Genomic DNA, 14,070 nt, shown 5'->3' with positions numbered 1-14,070 from the left:
GTCTGGGTTGCTTCGCTGCGCTCGCAAGGACGAGGATGCGTCCGAGTCCTGCGAATAGGGACGGCGTGGGAATTTCTGTGAGCCCCCTGCTGGAATCCTGGCGCTTCTGGGCGCTCGCCGCCGCCGGCTTCGCGGCGCTGACCGCGATCCTCGCCAAGGTCGGGGTCGCGGGCGTGCCGTCGGACGTCGCGACCTTCGTGCGCACCGCGGTGATCCTGGTCTTCGCCGGCGCGATCGTGGTCGCCTCCGGGCAGGCCGGCGGCCTCGCGCAGATCTCCGGTCGGAGCCTCGTCTTCCTCGTCCTGTCGGGGCTTGCCACCGGGGCGTCGTGGCTCTGCTACTTCCGCGCGCTGTCGCTGGGCGACGCTGCCCGGGTCGCGCCGATCGACAAGCTCAGCGTCGTGCTGGTGGCGATCCTCGGCGCCACCCTGCTCGGCGAGACCCTCAGCCTCGCCGCCTGGGCCGGCGTCGCGCTGATCGCGGCGGGCGCGGCCCTCGTCGCCTCCGGACTGTGAGATCGTGCGCGCTGGCGCACCGATCCCTTAACGCGATGCGCGCATCCTGCGGTTGCCTCGCGAAAGGGGACCGTCATGGAATGGGTTTATCGCGGCTTCGAGACCTCGATGCTCGGTCTCGCTCTCTGTCTCGGACTCGGCGCCTGCCTCACGCTCGGCACCGCGCGCGTGCCGGCCGGAACGCTCTCCGTCACCCTGCCGATGCTCACGGTGACCGCCCCCGCGCCCTGAGGCGCGGGACCGGTCCGGCGGGGCGTCAGGCGGCGCCCTTCACGGCGCGGAACATGAAGCCCCGCGCCTCGGCGTCCATCTCCGCCTTGAAGGCGTGGCGGCCCTTCAGCGCCTCGGCGGCCTGGGCGGCCGGCCGCGCGTTGAGCGCGTCGAGGTGGCGCTTGACGTTGGGCAGGTCCCCGAAGGCGCCCTCGCCGAGGACGAAGGGCACCATCCGGGCCCAGCCCCAGACCGCCATGTCGACGATCGTGTAGGTGTCGCCCAGCACGTAGGTGCGGTCGGCGAGGCGCTGGTCCAGGATGCCCCAGTGCCGGCGCGCCTCGAAGGCGTAGCGCTCGGTGGCGTAGGCGCCCCCGTCCTGCGCGAAGTGGCGGAAATGCACGCACTGGCCGGAGAACGGCCCGATGCCGGTCGCCACGAACATCAGCCAGGACAGCATCTCGCCGCGGACCGGCTCGCCCTCCGGCAGGAACCGGCCGGTCTTGCCCGCCAGGTACATCAGGATCGCGTTCGAATCGAACACGGTGACGTCGCCGTCGACGATCGCCGGCACCTTCCCGTTCGGATTGACGGCCGTGTAGGCCGGATCGAACTGCTCGCCCCTGCGGGTATCGACCGGCACCGGCTCGTAGGGCAGCCCCATCTCCTCGAGGCAGAGGGCGACCTTCATGGGGTTGGGGCTGAGATTGTAGAAGAATCGAATCACGGCGCTCTCCCTGAACGACCCGGGCAGGATGTCCGGGCCCCGCGCCCGCACAAGGCGCGGCCGCGCAGGGCGGCTATTCCGCGACGATCTTGTAGCCGCGTCCCGGCACCAGCGCGGCGCCCCGGTCCAGCCCGTTGAGGACGAGGAACCGGTCGAGCGCCCGGTCGGGCACCGCCATGCGGCGGGCGAGGTCCTCGGCGCTGGTCGAGGTCGCCTGGACCACCTGCAGCCGCAGGGGGCGCAGGACCGCCTCGTCGGGCGACACGGCGACGAGGGTCGCGGTCCAGCGGCGGAAGGCCGGGTCGGGATCGGTGGCGCCCTTGGCGGCCATGATCATCCGGTAGGTCGAGTCGCCGATCCGGATGGCCGCGAGGCGGAAGGTCCACTCCTTCCCCCGCGACAGCGCGAAGGCCGCGGGGTGGCCCGCGACGTCCCGGGTCTCGAAGCCGGCCGGGTCGAGGGCGTCGTTCCAGCTCGCCTTGAGCACCGCCTCGAGGGGCTGGCCGTCCTTGGCCTCGATCTGGTCGAACAGCAGGCGCCGGGCGCCGTCCGGGGTGGTCCCGAGCACCGCCGAGCGGGTGTTCTCCAGGGTGAAGCCCTCCGGCACCTCGAAGGCGATGCCGAGGCCGGGATGGATGAAGCGGTGCCCGCGCACCGCGCCGTCGCGCGGGTTGTCGCCGTAGGCGAGCCCGTCCACCGCCGCGAGGTAGGCGGCGCGGTCGTCGGTGCCGATGCCCGGCGCGCCGATGCGGCGGGCCGCGCGGGTGACCTGGGTGATGCGCTCGGCCGTGCCCGGATGGGTCGCCAGCATGTCGGGCGCGGCGGCGCTGCCGGCCTTCAGCCCCGTGGAGCGGTTGAGCGCGGCGAGGAAGCGCCCGGCCGCGAACGGGTCGTAGCCGGCCTTGGCGAGGGTGCGCACGCCGGTGGCGTCCGCCTCCAGCTCCTGCTCGCGGGAGAACCGGGCGAGGGCGAAGCGCGACTGGCTCTGCAACTGCGCGCCGGTATCGGGGTCGTTCAGCACGTCGGCCACGACGCGGCTGACGAGCGCCGAGCGCAGCTCGAGCTCGCTGCGGGCCGTGGCGTGGTTGAGGGTCACGTGGGCCATCTCGTGCGCCAGCACGGCGGCCACCTCGGAGGTGTCGCTCGCCAGGGCGACGAGGCCGCGGGTGACGTAGAGCCGCCCGTTCGGCAGCGCGAAGGCGTTGACCACCGGCGAGTCGAGGAGCGTCACCGTGTAGGCCTGGTCGGGCCGGTCGCTGGCCTTCACGAGGCGGTCGGTCACCTCGGTCAGCATCCGCGTGACGTTGGGGGCCCGGGCCTCGCCCCCGAAGGAGGCCACGAGCTTGAGGTGGTCGGCATCGGCGGCGCGCTCGCGGCCGGTGGTGCGCGGCGCCTCCGCGGGAACCCGCACCACGGCCGGCCGCACGGTCGCCTCGGTCTGGTCGGCCACGCAGGCGCCGAGCAGCAGGGCGAGGCCGCCCAACGCCGCCGCGCCGAGGGTGCGCCGCTCCGCCGCGCGAGTCCGCCCCGCGCCGATGTGCCCCGTGATCCCGCCCATCGCGATCAGCGCCGCAATCCCCGTTCCCCCTCCGGATCGGCCTCCGGCCGGTCCGTCTCCTCGAGCGTCTCGAGCCCGTCGAGGGCGACCTCCAGGGTCGGACCGCGCCGGACCTCCAGGAGGCCGCGCACTTGCACGCGCCGGCCCTCGAGCGAGGCCGCACTCAAACCACGGGCGCGCATCATTCGCCAAGTGCGTTTCGATACTGTCACCGTGAGGCCGTCCGTGCCGCGGGCCGCGAAATCGAGATAGGTGCGCGCGCCGCGCTCGCCGACATGGCGGATTCGGCCCTCCGCGACGACGAAATGTCCGACCTTCTCCCGGAGCGCCGGGCCGTCCTCCGCCGCAGGGCGCGCCGCGCCCCAGAGGCCGAGCCCGCGCGCGCGGGCGGCCGCCTCCACGAGGCGCAGGCCGGGCCGGCAGAGCGAATCGGCCTCGTTCGCGTCCGCGTACGCGAGGCCGGCCCCGATGAGGCCGCCCGCCAGATCCGCGCCCTCCGCGATGTCGCCCTCCGCGACCAGGAGGTCGGCCCGCGCGCGCTCCCACCGGTCGGGCTGCCCGCGGGGAGCCACCGTGACCCGGGCGCCCCGCCGGGTCTCGAGCCAGGTCCGCGCGGCGGACGCGGCCTCCGGCGTGTCCGGCCAGCGCAGCGAGTCCAGCACCGCCCGGAGGCCCGAGACCATACGGATCTCCCCGCGGGGCCCGATTTCCGCCACCACCTCGTCGCGCGCCGGCCCGGTCGCGCACGCCGACGGCCCGGCGCGCGACGCGGCGCGTGCCGGACAGGGCGGCGCCGCGGCGAGCGCCGCCGCCAACAAGGTCGCCATCGAGGTCGCCAGCGGGCGTCCCCGCACGACCGCCGCGCGCCCGCGCATCGGTTCCCCCCGCGATCGCGGGCTCCGGCACCGCGCCGCCCCACCGGTCGCGGTTGGCCTCGGCCGGCGAGAATGCTATGGAGCGCCGGTCGTCTCCGTAGCTCAGCTGGACAGAGCACAGGTTTCCTAGAAGGTTCAATTGGGCGTCGCGCCGGGAAACCGCGCGACGGATCCGCTCAAAGTCGGGGAAAGCTTCCGGCATCGACGCGCCGCCGTCCGATGCTCTGCCGATCCCGAGCCAAGCCCGCGCGGCGCCCCGGCGTTCTGCGGGAAGGTGTAGAGACTAGACGGGCGGCACCTACCGGTTGGATGCAGTCCAGCCCACGGTGAAGGGATAGTCCAGGCCACGAACGCGGTCCTTCGGGGCGCGGCGGCGAAAGCCGAAGTGGTATGAAACCTGGGGTCGCAGGTTCGAGCCCTGCCGGGGACACCAAGTTGTCTATTCTTGCAGATCTCCCGGCCGCAGAGCCGTGAGCAAATCGTCCACCACGTCGAACGCCTGCCGGTGACAAGTACCGAGGGGCGCGCTAAGCTTTGCCGCCAGGATTCATGGCAGGGGGTGGACGAGCACTTCATGGCGGGCCAGAAGACCGATCAGCGCGACGTCTATGTCGGGCAACGCATCGCCGAGCAGCGCCGCAAGGCATCGCTCACACAGCGCCGCGTCGCGCAGAGCTTCGGTATGTCTGCAGCTCAGCTCCAGAAGTACGAGAAGGGAACCAACCGGATCAGCGCCGTCCATCTCGACATCTTCTCGCGCATGACCGGGGTGCCGATGGATTACTTCTTCAAAGGAATGCCCCGGAACGATGACTTCATCGCGCCGGGCTTCAGCGAGCGCGAGCAGTCGACCCTGTCGGAAGCCGGGCTGAAGGGGCTGGCGGAAGTCGTCGGCCGCCACATCACCGAGAACTTCTCCGAAGAGGCGCGCCGCGACGTGGCCGACGCCATCCGGGCCCTCGAGAGCAAGCTCGGCGGCTGAGCGCGGGGGCGGGCCCCGGGGCGCCGGGTGATCGTTTTTCCGGTCGCTTCGTCCGGTATAGCGGATCCGTTCGTTCCTCCATCTTGACCGGCCCCCGGCCGGGTGCGAGAACCCCGGCCCCATGAAGGGTCAAACGCCGCGATCGCGACGGCGTACCTCTGCAGCCGAGGCCGTCCGATGCCGCGTTCCAACTACCTGTTCACCAGCGAGTCCGTGTCCGAGGGACACCCCGACAAGGTCTGCGACAGGATCTCGGACACCGTGGTCGACGCCTACCTCGCGGCGATGCCGGAGGCGCGGCTCGGCGTCGAGACACTCGCCACGACCAACCGCATCGTCATCGCCGGCGAGGTGCGCGGACCCGATTCGGTGACCTTCAAGGACCTCGAGGCCCTGACCCGCGAGGCCGTGAAGGACATCGGCTACGAGCAGTCGGGCTTCCACTGGAAGAACAACGACGTCGCGATCCACCTGCACGCCCAGTCGGCCGACATCGCCCAGGGCGTGGACGCGGCCGGCAACAAGGACGAGGGCGCGGGCGACCAGGGCATCATGTTCGGCTACGCCGCCGACGAGACGCCCGAGCTGATGCCGGCGCCGATCTTCTACGCCCACAAGATCCTCAAGGACCTCGCCGACGCCCGCAAGGCGAAGCAGGGCGACGCCGCCAAGCTCGGCCCCGACGCCAAGAGCCAGGTCACGGTCCGCTACGAGAACGGCCGCCCGGTCGAGGTGACCCAGATCGTGCTGTCGACCCAGCACCTCGACGAGTCCCTCGATTCCGCGGACGTCCGCGCCATCGTCGAGCCCTACATCCTGAAGGCGCTGCCGCAGGGCTGGGTCAACGAGGGCACGGTCTGGCACGTGAACCCGACCGGCAAGTTCGTGATCGGCGGCCCGGACGGCGACGCCGGCCTCACCGGCCGCAAGATCATCGTCGACACCTACGGCGGCGCGGCCCCGCACGGCGGCGGCGCGTTCTCCGGCAAGGACCCGACGAAGGTCGACCGCTCGGCGGCCTACGCGGCGCGCTACCTCGCCAAGAACGTGGTGGCCGCGGGCCTCGCCAGCCGCGCCACGATCCAGCTCGCCTACGCCATCGGCGTGTCGAAGCCGCTCTCGATCTACGTGGACCTGCACGGCACCGGCACGGTCGACGAGGCCAAGCTCGAGGCCGTGCTGATGGACGCCATGGACCTGTCGCCCCGCGGCATCCGCACGGCGCTCAGCCTGAACAAGCCGATCTACGCGCGCACCTCGGCCTACGGCCATTTCGGCCGCGCCCCCGAGGCCGACGGCGGCTTCTCGTGGGAGCGCACCGACCTCGCCGGCAAGCTGAAGTCGGCGCTGGCCTGAGGGCGGCTTCCGCTCGGCCCCGGGCCGACGCGCGGGCCGGAGATCGGCGGCGCGCCGGGGCGACGTGAATGCGGTGCGGGCGGTGCTTCGAGCGCCGCCCGGTCCCGGATGCTCCGCGGTCCCGCGGCCCGCGTTCCCGATCGGGCGCTGGCGGCGCGGTGCGTTCGGCGCCGGGCGACCGCGCGGGTGCCGCGCCACCCGATCGTGCCGCGTCGCGGCGTGCCGGGCGCGGTGTCCCGGACGGCATCCCACCGACGCGCCCCGTCTCCGGTCGTGACCTGGGACGCGTCCCATCTCCGAGGTAGACTGAGCCGGTGGACACCGACGCCCCTGGACGCTCCGACCACCCGGTCGAGGAGCCGGAGCGCGCCTTCTTCGGGCGCCGCAAGGGCAAGCGCCTGCGCGGGCAGCAGGAGCGCCGGCTCGCCGAGCTGCTGCCGAGCCTGCGGGTCGACCTGCCGCCGGGCGACGGGATCCTCGATCCGCGCGCGCTGTTCCCCGCCATGCCGGCGCCGCCGGAGGCGCTGTGGCTGGAGATCGGCTTCGGCGGCGGCGAGCACCTCGCCGCCCAGGCGGCCGCGCATCCGGCCGTCGGCATCATCGGCGCCGAGCCCTTCGTCAACGGCGTGGTCAAGCTGCTGGCGGCGATCGAGGCGCGGGCGCTGCGCAACGTCCGCATCCGCGACGAGGACGTGACCGCCCTGCTGGCGCGCCTGCCGGATGCCTGCCTCGACCGGGTCTACCTGCTCTATCCCGATCCCTGGCCCAAGCGGCGGCAGCGCAAGCGCCGGTTCGTCTCCGACGCGTCGCTCGCCGAGATCGGCCGGGTCCTGAAGGACGGCGGCCTGTTCCGCTTCGCCAGCGACATCGACGACTATGCCGGCTGGACGCTCGTCCGGGCCGCGCGGTGCCCGGTCCTCGCCTGGACGGCGCGGGACGCGCGGGACTGGACGCGGCCGTTCCCGGGCTGGCCCGGCACGCGCTACGAGGCCAAGGCGCTGGCAGCGGGCCGCCGGCCCACCTATCTGGAATTCGCCCGCCGCCCCCGCTGAGAGCCCCCGCGGTCGGGTCGCGCGGGTGCCCGGTCGCCGCAGGCGGAGCGGAACGCCTTGCCACAGTCACGCTCGGGCGCCATCCTCAGGGCCCGCCGCGGTCCGGGATCGTGGCGGGAGGGGGCTCATCTCCGGCGGGAGCGCGCCACGGCGCGTTCGAGGATTCTTCCGAGTGAATGAGAGGGTGGGTCAGGACCCGACGGCGGAGGACCCGTTGCGCGCCGGCTTCGACGAGGCCGCGATCGGCCTCGCCGTGCTGTCGGCGGACGAGGCGGGGATCGTCGCCGCCAACCGGGCCCTGCACGATCTCGCCGGCTGGCCGCCCGGCACCCTGCCCGGGCGCGCGGCCGCCGAACTCCTGGGCGAGGGGCCGGAGGGGCTCCGGGACGGTCTCCAGGTCTGGCGCCGGGCGGACGGCACGCCCCTCGACGTGCGGGTCCGGCGCGCGGGCCGGACCCTGGCGGTCGAGACGGTCGACGTGGACGCGGCGGCCCATTCCGAGGCGAACCGCGAGGCCCTCGCGGCCGCCGGGCTCGGGGAATGGCGCTGGGACCGCGCGACCGGCCTCCTCACCCTGTCGCGCCGCGCCGCCCGCATCCTCGGGCGCCCGCCGGGCCGCTCCGTCTCGTGGGAGGAGCTGAAGACCGGCCTGTCGCCGGCGGAGCTCGCGCGCCTGAGCGCGCTGATCGCCGAGGCGGACGGAACCGACGAGCCCTACCAGTTCGACACGGCCACGACGGTGGCAGGGCGGACCGTGATCCTGCGGGTGCGGGGGCAGGCCGTGCCGGGCCCCGACGGCGCGCCGATCGGCATGGTCGGCGTCCTCCAGGACATCACCACGCGGGTCGAGGCCCGGGACGAGATCCTGTCCCGCGACCAGCGCCTGCGGGTCGCCACCACGGTCGCCCGGCTCGGCATCTTCGAGTGGCACATGCTCGAGGACCAGGCGATCTGGGAGAACGAGCACATGTACGAGATCTTCGGGCACGCGCCCGAGGACGGGACGATCGGCAAGACCGAGTTTCTCAACGACATCCTCCACCCGGACGACCGCCCCGCGGTCCGGCGGGCGATCTCCAAGGCGCTGCGCGAGGACGGGGACCTGCACATCAGCGGCCGGATCCGGCGCAAGTCCGACGGCGTGTGGCGCACGATCGACATGGCCGGCCGGTTCGAGCGCGACGCCCCCGGCCGCCTGCCGCGCCGCCTGATCGGCGTCGTCGCGGACGTGACCGACCGCCGGGTCGCGGAGGAGCGCCAGAGCCTGCTGATCCGCGAGCTGCACCACCGGGTGAAGAACACGCTGGCCACCGTCCAGGCCATCGTGGGCTCCACCGCGCGGACGGCGTCCAGCATCGAGAGCTTCTACGAGGCCTTCGTGGGGCGGATCAAATCCCTGGCGCACACGCACTCGGTGCTCACCGAGGACACGTGGCAGACGGCGTCGATCGCCAATCTCCTGCGCAATGAGCTGAAGCCCTACGCGGAGGTGGCCCCGGACGGCGCCGCCGAGGGGCGCATCAGCCTCGACGGGCCGGCGATCGACCTGCCCTCCGAGATCGCGGTGCCGATCGGCATGGCGATCCACGAGCTGACCACCAACGCGGCGAAGTACGGGGCCCTGTCGAACCGCACCGGCCGGGTGGCTGTGGAATGGTCCCTGGAGCCCGGCGGCCCGGCCGGGATCCTGCGGTTCTCCTGGCGCGAGACCGGCGGGCCGCCGGTCTCACCGCCGAGCCGCCAGGGCTTCGGCTCGCGCCTGCTGCAGCGGGTCCTGATCACCCAGGTCCAGGCCGAGGTGACCACCGACTACGCCCCCGGGGGTTTCTCCCTGACCATGCGGGCCCCGATCCCGCCGCGCAACGACAGCCTCAACCCGCTGGTGTGACGCCGCTGCCGCCCTCGGGGCGGGTTCAGGCCGCGCCGCGGGTCCCGGACTCGCCGCCGCCGTCCACGAAGGCCTTCAGCTCGTCGAGGGACGCGAAGGTGAAGCGGCCCTGCGGCGTCTCCGCCTCGATCGAGCCGTCCTCGAACATCACGTAGGTGTTGCCGCCGGAGGCGTAGCGCCCCACCACGGTGCGCGGGGTGGCCGGCGGGTCCGGCTCGGGCTCGGCGGGCGTGTCGAGGCTCGGGCGCAGGGCCGGCGGCTCCTCCGCGGCTGCCTTCTCGGGCTCTTCCCGCGGCGGCGGCTCGGGGGCGGCGAACAGGTCGTCCTCGGGCGCGATCGCGCGCTCGGTCGGCGTGTCCGGCTCGGGGCGGCGGTCCGCCTCCGGGACGAGGACGGGCGGGACCGCGTGCGCCGGCTCGGCCGGAACCGGCTTCGGCGCTTCGACCGCGCCGGGTTCCGAGAAGGGGGCGCGGGCCTCGTCGGCCCGGAGCTCCAGGCTCGGCTCGATCCGGGGACGCTCGGGATCGAAGGCCGGCTCGACCACCGACGGCACGATGAAGGCGGGCGCCGCCGGCAGGACCGGCGGCAGCCGGGTCCGACCCTCGTCGACGGGCGCCGGTGCCGGCGCTGCGGCGGGGGCCGGCCGCGCGCCGGCCGCCGGGGCGCGCCCGAGCGCGCGCTCCACCCGCCGGAACCCGAGCGCCACGACGCCGAGGCCGAGCAGCACCGCGCCCGACGAGGCCGCGACCGACCCCGCGATCACCATCGCGAGCCCGCTCTCCAGACGCACGTACGGGAAGCCCTGGATCACGGCGGCGCAGCCCCCGATGATCATGGCGGCGGCGAGCGCGAACAGCGCAGCGATCATGTTACTCTCTGACACGGGCCGGCTGACGGCCGGCGCTCAAGGCGTGCCGCACAGTAAGGCCTAGCCGTCATATTGCAAAACTCGGGACCGAGATGCCGGGGAAACCGGAATAGTCCGGATCTGCGCCGGCTATCTCCGGGTCGGCCGAGCCGCCGCGTGCCGGCGATCTGCGGAACTTCCCGCGCCGCCGTGGCGGAACGGCGTTGCCGTCCCGCGGCCACCGACTTACCTAGCGGGCTCTCGACTCGGGAGCCCCCGCCGGGGACGAGGCCGCCCCCTGCTTAGCGGAGATAGACGCGATGACCTTCACCCTGCCGGAACTGCCCTACGCCTACGACGCGCTGGGGCCGTACATGTCGAAGGAGACCCTCGAGTTCCACCACGACAAGCACCACAAGGCCTACGTCGACACGGGCAACAAGCTGCTTGAGGGTACGGATCTCCAGGGCAAGAGCGTCGAGGAGATCGTCAAGGCCGCCTACAACACGAATCAGCCGCTCTTCAACAACGCCGGCCAGCACTACAACCACATCCACTTCTGGCAGTGGATGAAGCCGAACGGCGGCGGCGCGATCCCGGGCGCGCTGGCCAAGAAGATCGACGAGGATCTCGGCGGCGCCGAGAAGTTCAAGGCGGACTTCATCCAGGCGGGCGTCGGCCAGTTCGGCTCGGGCTGGGCGTGGCTCGCCGTCAAGGACGGCAAGCTCGCGATCATGAAGACCCCGAACGGCGAGAACCCGCTGGTCCACGGCGCCAAGCCGATCCTCGGCGTCGACGTGTGGGAGCACTCCTACTACATCGACTACCGCAACCGCCGTCCCGACTACCTGAAGGCGTTCATCGAGAACCTCGTGAACTGGGAGCACGTGGAGAAGATGTACACCGAGGCGACCCGCTGAGGCGTATCGCCGGTGCCGCGGATCCTGTGTCCGCGGCACCCTTGAGGTGGCGCACGAAACCGGCTCTTGATGCGCGCGACGCCGGCTGACCCGGTGCAGATGGGGCCGGCCATTTCCTCTCGATCGACACGCGCGACGCTTCGACCGTGCTCCCGCCCGCCCCCGTTGCGGGGGGAGGTGGTGGGCGAGCGCCCCAACCCATGATCCGCTCGATCCTGTCGGTCGGCGGCTGGACCCTGGTCTCCCGCGTCACCGGCTTCGCCCGCGACGTGGTCATGGCCGCCGTGATGGGCGCCGGGCCGCTGGCGGACGCCTTCGTGGTCGCCTTCCGGCTCCCGAACCATTTCCGCGCGATCTTCGGCGAGGGCGCGTTCAACACCGCCTTCGTGCCGGCCTATGCCGGGCTCGCGGAATCCGGCGTGCCCGGGGAAGCCCACCGCTTCGCTGACCGCGTCTTCACCCTGATGCTGATCGTGCAGCTCGTGCTGCTCAATCTCGCCCTGCCGGCCATGCCCTGGGTGGTCCACGCCCTGGCGCCGGGCTTCGCCGAGGACGGCGAGCGCTTCCAGCTCGCCGTGGCGCTGACCCGCATCACCTTCCCGTACCTGCTGTTCATGACGCTGGTGACGCTGCTGTCGGGCATCCTGAACGCCCACCGGCACTTCGCCGTGGCGGCGGGCGCCCCGGTCCTGCTCAACCTCGCCATGCTGGCGGCCCTGGGGTTGAGCTTCCTGTTCCCGAACGCGGCCTACGCCGCCGCCTGGGGCGTCGCCGTCTCGGGGGTGCTCCAGTTCGGGCTGCTGTGGTGGGGCTGCCGCCGCGTCCGCGTGATGCCGGACCTCGCGGTGCCGCGCCTCGATCCAGCGCTGAAGCGCTTCTTCACGGTGCTCGGGCCCGCGGTGATCGGCGCGGCCGGCTTCCAGATCGCCACCTTCGCCGACACGATCATCGCGAGCTGGCTGCCCACCGGGGCGGTCTCGGCGCTCTACTACGCCGACCGGCTCTACCAGCTGCCCTTCGGGGTCATCGCCATCGCGGCCGGCACCGTACTGCTGCCGGAGATGAGCCGCCGGATCGCGGCCGGCGACGTGGCCGGAGCCCACGCGGCCCAGAACCGGGCCGCGGGCTTCTCCCTGGCCCTCTCGGCGCCGTTCACCGTGGCGTTCCTGACCATCCCGGGCCTGATCATGGCGGCGCTGTTCCAGCGCGGCGCCTTCAGCGCCGAGGACGCGGCGCGGGCGGCCTCGGTGCTGGCGGCCTACGGCCTCGCGCTGCCGGCCGTCGTGCTGGTGCGCAGCGCCGTGGCGAGCTTCTACGCCCGCCAGGACACGAAGACGCCGCTCTGGGCCTCCCTGACCGCGATCGGCGTCAACGTCGCCCTGAAGCTGTGGCTCACCGGCCCCTACGGCGTCACCGGCCTCGCGCTCGCCACCGCGGTCGCCCAGTGGGTGAACCTGCTGCTGCTGCTCGTCCTGGCCAAGCGCCGGGACTGGACGGCGCCGGGGCGCACGCTCGGCCTCACCGTCGCCGGTGTGGCGCTGGCCTGCCTGGGGCTCGCGGCGGTCGCCGTCTACGGGCAGGGGCTCGTCCAGGCGCTGGTGCCGGCCCTGCCGCACGGGCGCGACCTCGTCGTCCTGGCGGTGCTGGGGCTCGCCGGAGCCCTGGTCTACGGCGGCCTGCTGGCGGGCCTGCTGCACCTGTTCGGCCTGCGCCTGCGCCGGGCTTGAGTGACCCGGCCGGGCTCGCCGCCGCGCGGGTCCGGCCCCAGATCGGGCGAGAGCACCCAGTGAGGACCGCCATGACCGACGCACCGAATCCCCTCGCGGGCGTGAAGGCCGCGGTGTTCGACGCCTACGGCACGCTGTTCGACGTGAACGCCGCGGTCCAGCGCTACGCCGAGGCGGTGGGGCCGGACGCCGCCCACCTCTCCGAGGTCTGGCGCAACAAGCAGCTCGAGTACAGCTGGACCCTGTCGCTCATGGGCCATTACGCCGCCTTCTGGGACCTCACCGTGCGGGCCCTCGACTACGCCCTGGCAGTCCACCCGAACGTCGATCCCGGCCTGCGCGAGCGGCTCCTCGACGCCTACCGGGACCTCGAGGCCTACCCGGAGGTCCCGGGCGTGCTGGCGGCCCTGCGCAAGCGCGGCATCCGCACCGCCGTCCTCACCAACGGCAACGCCGCCATGGTCGACCGGGCGGTGGCCTCCGCGGGACTGGCCGACCACCTCGACGCGGTCCTCTCGGTGGACGACGCGCAGGTGTTCAAGACCCATCCCGACGCCTACCGGATCGCCCTGACCCGGCTGGCGGTGGGGCAGGGCGACGTGCTGTTCTGCTCGTCGAACCGCTGGGACGTGGCGGGGGCGGGGGCCTTCGGGTTCCGGACCGCCTGGGTCAACCGCAGGGGCCTGCCCGACGAGTACGCGGATCTGGCGCCCACGACGGTGGTGGGATCTCTCGACGGGCTGCTCTGAGGGGGGATCTGCGGCAGCCGCGTCCGGCGCGGGAAGTGCCCATTCCGTCCTTGCGAGCGCAGCGAAGCAATCCAGGGACACGGCTACTTCCGGGCAAAGCGCGCTGCCCTGGAGTTGCTTCGCTGCGCTCGCGAGGACGGCAGCGCCTCGCCTCAGACCGGAGCGACTGCGGGCCGCCTTATCCGGCACACAATTCAATTGGCCCACTTCGCGGATTCTTAATCCTCCCGGTGTTGGATCATCCTCAACACGAACGGGAGATGTTTCGCGTGTCCTTGAACGGTTCCTTCACGACGATCCGCGCTGGGGCCGCAGCCCTCGCGGTCACCCTGGTGCTCGGGGCGGTCGCCCCGGCCACCGCCCGCGACCAGACCGGCGCCATCGTCGGCGGCCTCGCGGCCGGCGTCGTCGGCGGCATGGTCGGCAGCGCCCTCGTCAACGGCGCGAACCCGCCGCCCCCGCCGCCGCCGCCGGAGTACCGCCCGCGCCGGGTCGTGGTCGAGGAGCCCGAGACCATCGTGGTGCGCGAGCGCCGCGGCCCGATCTGCCACTACGAGCGCCGCAAGGAGTGGCTCGGCGACGGCGAGTTCACCTACCGCCGCGTCGAGGTCTGCGAGTAAATCGCGTCCGCGGTTATCGGACCGGCGCCGCGTCCCCCGGGGGG

General features: G+C 73.0%; 14 protein-coding genes. 10 read left to right on the top strand and 4 right to left on the bottom strand.

The annotated features are described in order from the left end of the window. Window positions 1-77: 77 nt before the first annotated feature. On the top strand, window positions 78-515 hold the full coding sequence (locus ACLBYG_RS15450) for an EamA family transporter (protein WP_091675525.1): 438 nt from the start codon (window positions 78-80) through the stop codon (window positions 513-515). Window positions 516-590: 75 nt separating this feature from the next. After that, window positions 591-746: a hypothetical protein gene (locus ACLBYG_RS15445; protein ID WP_020091329.1), complete on the top strand. Its 156-nt coding sequence runs from the start codon at window positions 591-593 to the stop codon at window positions 744-746. Between the two features lie 25 nt (window positions 747-771). Here the strand turns inward: ACLBYG_RS15445 and ACLBYG_RS15440 are convergent, their stop codons facing one another. The 3 genes from ACLBYG_RS15440 to ACLBYG_RS15430 form a co-directional block, all read right to left on the bottom strand. Continuing rightward, a complete protein-coding gene (locus ACLBYG_RS15440) occupies window positions 772-1,452 on the bottom strand; it encodes a glutathione S-transferase family protein (protein WP_091676440.1) in 681 nt (226 codons plus the stop codon). A 73-nt stretch (window positions 1,453-1,525) separates the two neighbouring features. Continuing rightward, window positions 1,526-3,010, bottom strand: a complete 1,485-nt coding sequence (locus ACLBYG_RS15435; protein ID WP_447682012.1) for a M48 family metalloprotease — start codon at window positions 3,008-3,010, stop codon at window positions 1,526-1,528. 5 nt (window positions 3,011-3,015) lie between these two features. After that, the gene (locus ACLBYG_RS15430) at window positions 3,016-3,885 is read right to left on the bottom strand and encodes a thermonuclease family protein (RefSeq protein ID WP_447682011.1); all 870 of its coding nucleotides are present in this window, start codon (window positions 3,883-3,885) and stop codon (window positions 3,016-3,018) included. A 574-nt stretch (window positions 3,886-4,459) separates the two neighbouring features. Here ACLBYG_RS15430 and ACLBYG_RS15425 point away from each other — a divergent pair. From ACLBYG_RS15425 to ACLBYG_RS15410, 4 genes are all read left to right on the top strand, one after another. Beyond that, entirely contained in the window at window positions 4,460-4,867 is a 408-nt protein-coding gene (locus ACLBYG_RS15425) for a helix-turn-helix domain-containing protein (RefSeq protein ID WP_012321411.1), read from the top strand. Between the two features lie 177 nt (window positions 4,868-5,044). Beyond that, window positions 5,045-6,223, top strand: a complete 1,179-nt coding sequence (gene metK / locus ACLBYG_RS15420) for a methionine adenosyltransferase (protein WP_020091324.1) — start codon at window positions 5,045-5,047, stop codon at window positions 6,221-6,223. Between the two features lie 314 nt (window positions 6,224-6,537). After that, the gene (trmB, locus tag ACLBYG_RS15415) at window positions 6,538-7,275 is read left to right on the top strand and encodes a tRNA (guanine(46)-N(7))-methyltransferase TrmB (protein ID WP_447682010.1); all 738 of its coding nucleotides are present in this window, start codon (window positions 6,538-6,540) and stop codon (window positions 7,273-7,275) included. Window positions 7,276-7,447: 172 nt separating this feature from the next. Next, window positions 7,448-9,163, top strand: coding sequence for a sensor histidine kinase (locus ACLBYG_RS15410; RefSeq protein ID WP_447682009.1), 1,716 nt, complete (start codon window positions 7,448-7,450; stop codon window positions 9,161-9,163). Window positions 9,164-9,188: 25 nt separating this feature from the next. Here ACLBYG_RS15410 and ACLBYG_RS15405 read toward each other — a convergent pair whose 3' ends face one another. Further along, window positions 9,189-10,031: a hypothetical protein gene (locus ACLBYG_RS15405; protein WP_447682008.1), complete on the bottom strand. Its 843-nt coding sequence runs from the start codon at window positions 10,029-10,031 to the stop codon at window positions 9,189-9,191. 299 nt (window positions 10,032-10,330) lie between these two features. Between ACLBYG_RS15405 and ACLBYG_RS15400 the strand changes: the two genes are divergently transcribed. The 4 genes from ACLBYG_RS15400 to ACLBYG_RS15385 all read left to right on the top strand — a co-directional run bounded on the left by ACLBYG_RS15400 (window position 10,331) and on the right by ACLBYG_RS15385 (window position 14,026). Continuing rightward, window positions 10,331-10,930: a superoxide dismutase gene (locus ACLBYG_RS15400; protein WP_447682007.1), complete on the top strand. Its 600-nt coding sequence runs from the start codon at window positions 10,331-10,333 to the stop codon at window positions 10,928-10,930. Window positions 10,931-11,130: 200 nt separating this feature from the next. Next, window positions 11,131-12,657, top strand: a complete 1,527-nt coding sequence (murJ, locus tag ACLBYG_RS15395; protein WP_447682006.1) for a murein biosynthesis integral membrane protein MurJ — start codon at window positions 11,131-11,133, stop codon at window positions 12,655-12,657. Between the two features lie 71 nt (window positions 12,658-12,728). Beyond that, window positions 12,729-13,406, top strand: a complete 678-nt coding sequence (locus tag ACLBYG_RS15390; protein ID WP_447682005.1) for a haloacid dehalogenase type II — start codon at window positions 12,729-12,731, stop codon at window positions 13,404-13,406. Window positions 13,407-13,666: 260 nt separating this feature from the next. After that, the gene (locus tag ACLBYG_RS15385; RefSeq protein WP_447682004.1) at window positions 13,667-14,026 is read left to right on the top strand and encodes a hypothetical protein; all 360 of its coding nucleotides are present in this window, start codon (window positions 13,667-13,669) and stop codon (window positions 14,024-14,026) included. Window positions 14,027-14,070: the final 44 nt, after the last annotated feature.

It is taken from the genome of Methylobacterium sp. D53M (genome assembly GCF_053345625.1).
The sequence above is the reverse complement of the archived record's forward strand: the minus strand, read 5'-3'. Positions and strand labels throughout refer to the sequence as shown.

What these genes read in the sequence shown, in the direction of transcription:
- ACLBYG_RS15445 (WP_020091329.1), top strand. Translation starts at nt 591, where the DNA reads ATGGAATGGGTTTATCGCGGCTTCGAGACCTCGATGCTCGGTCTCGCT.
- ACLBYG_RS15435 (WP_447682012.1), bottom strand. Translation starts at nt 3,010, where the DNA reads ATGGGCGGGATCACGGGGCACATCGGCGCGGGGCGGACTCGCGCGGCG.
- ACLBYG_RS15430 (WP_447682011.1), bottom strand. Translation starts at nt 3,885, where the DNA reads ATGCGCGGGCGCGCGGCGGTCGTGCGGGGACGCCCGCTGGCGACCTCG.
- ACLBYG_RS15425 (WP_012321411.1), top strand. Translation starts at nt 4,460, where the DNA reads ATGGCGGGCCAGAAGACCGATCAGCGCGACGTCTATGTCGGGCAACGC.
- metK (WP_020091324.1), top strand. Translation starts at nt 5,045, where the DNA reads ATGCCGCGTTCCAACTACCTGTTCACCAGCGAGTCCGTGTCCGAGGGA.
- ACLBYG_RS15405 (WP_447682008.1), bottom strand. Translation starts at nt 10,031, where the DNA reads ATGATCGCTGCGCTGTTCGCGCTCGCCGCCGCCATGATCATCGGGGGC.
- ACLBYG_RS15400 (WP_447682007.1), top strand. Translation starts at nt 10,331, where the DNA reads ATGACCTTCACCCTGCCGGAACTGCCCTACGCCTACGACGCGCTGGGG.
- murJ (WP_447682006.1), top strand. Translation starts at nt 11,131, where the DNA reads ATGATCCGCTCGATCCTGTCGGTCGGCGGCTGGACCCTGGTCTCCCGC.
- ACLBYG_RS15390 (WP_447682005.1), top strand. Translation starts at nt 12,729, where the DNA reads ATGACCGACGCACCGAATCCCCTCGCGGGCGTGAAGGCCGCGGTGTTC.
- ACLBYG_RS15385 (WP_447682004.1), top strand. Translation starts at nt 13,667, where the DNA reads ATGTTTCGCGTGTCCTTGAACGGTTCCTTCACGACGATCCGCGCTGGG.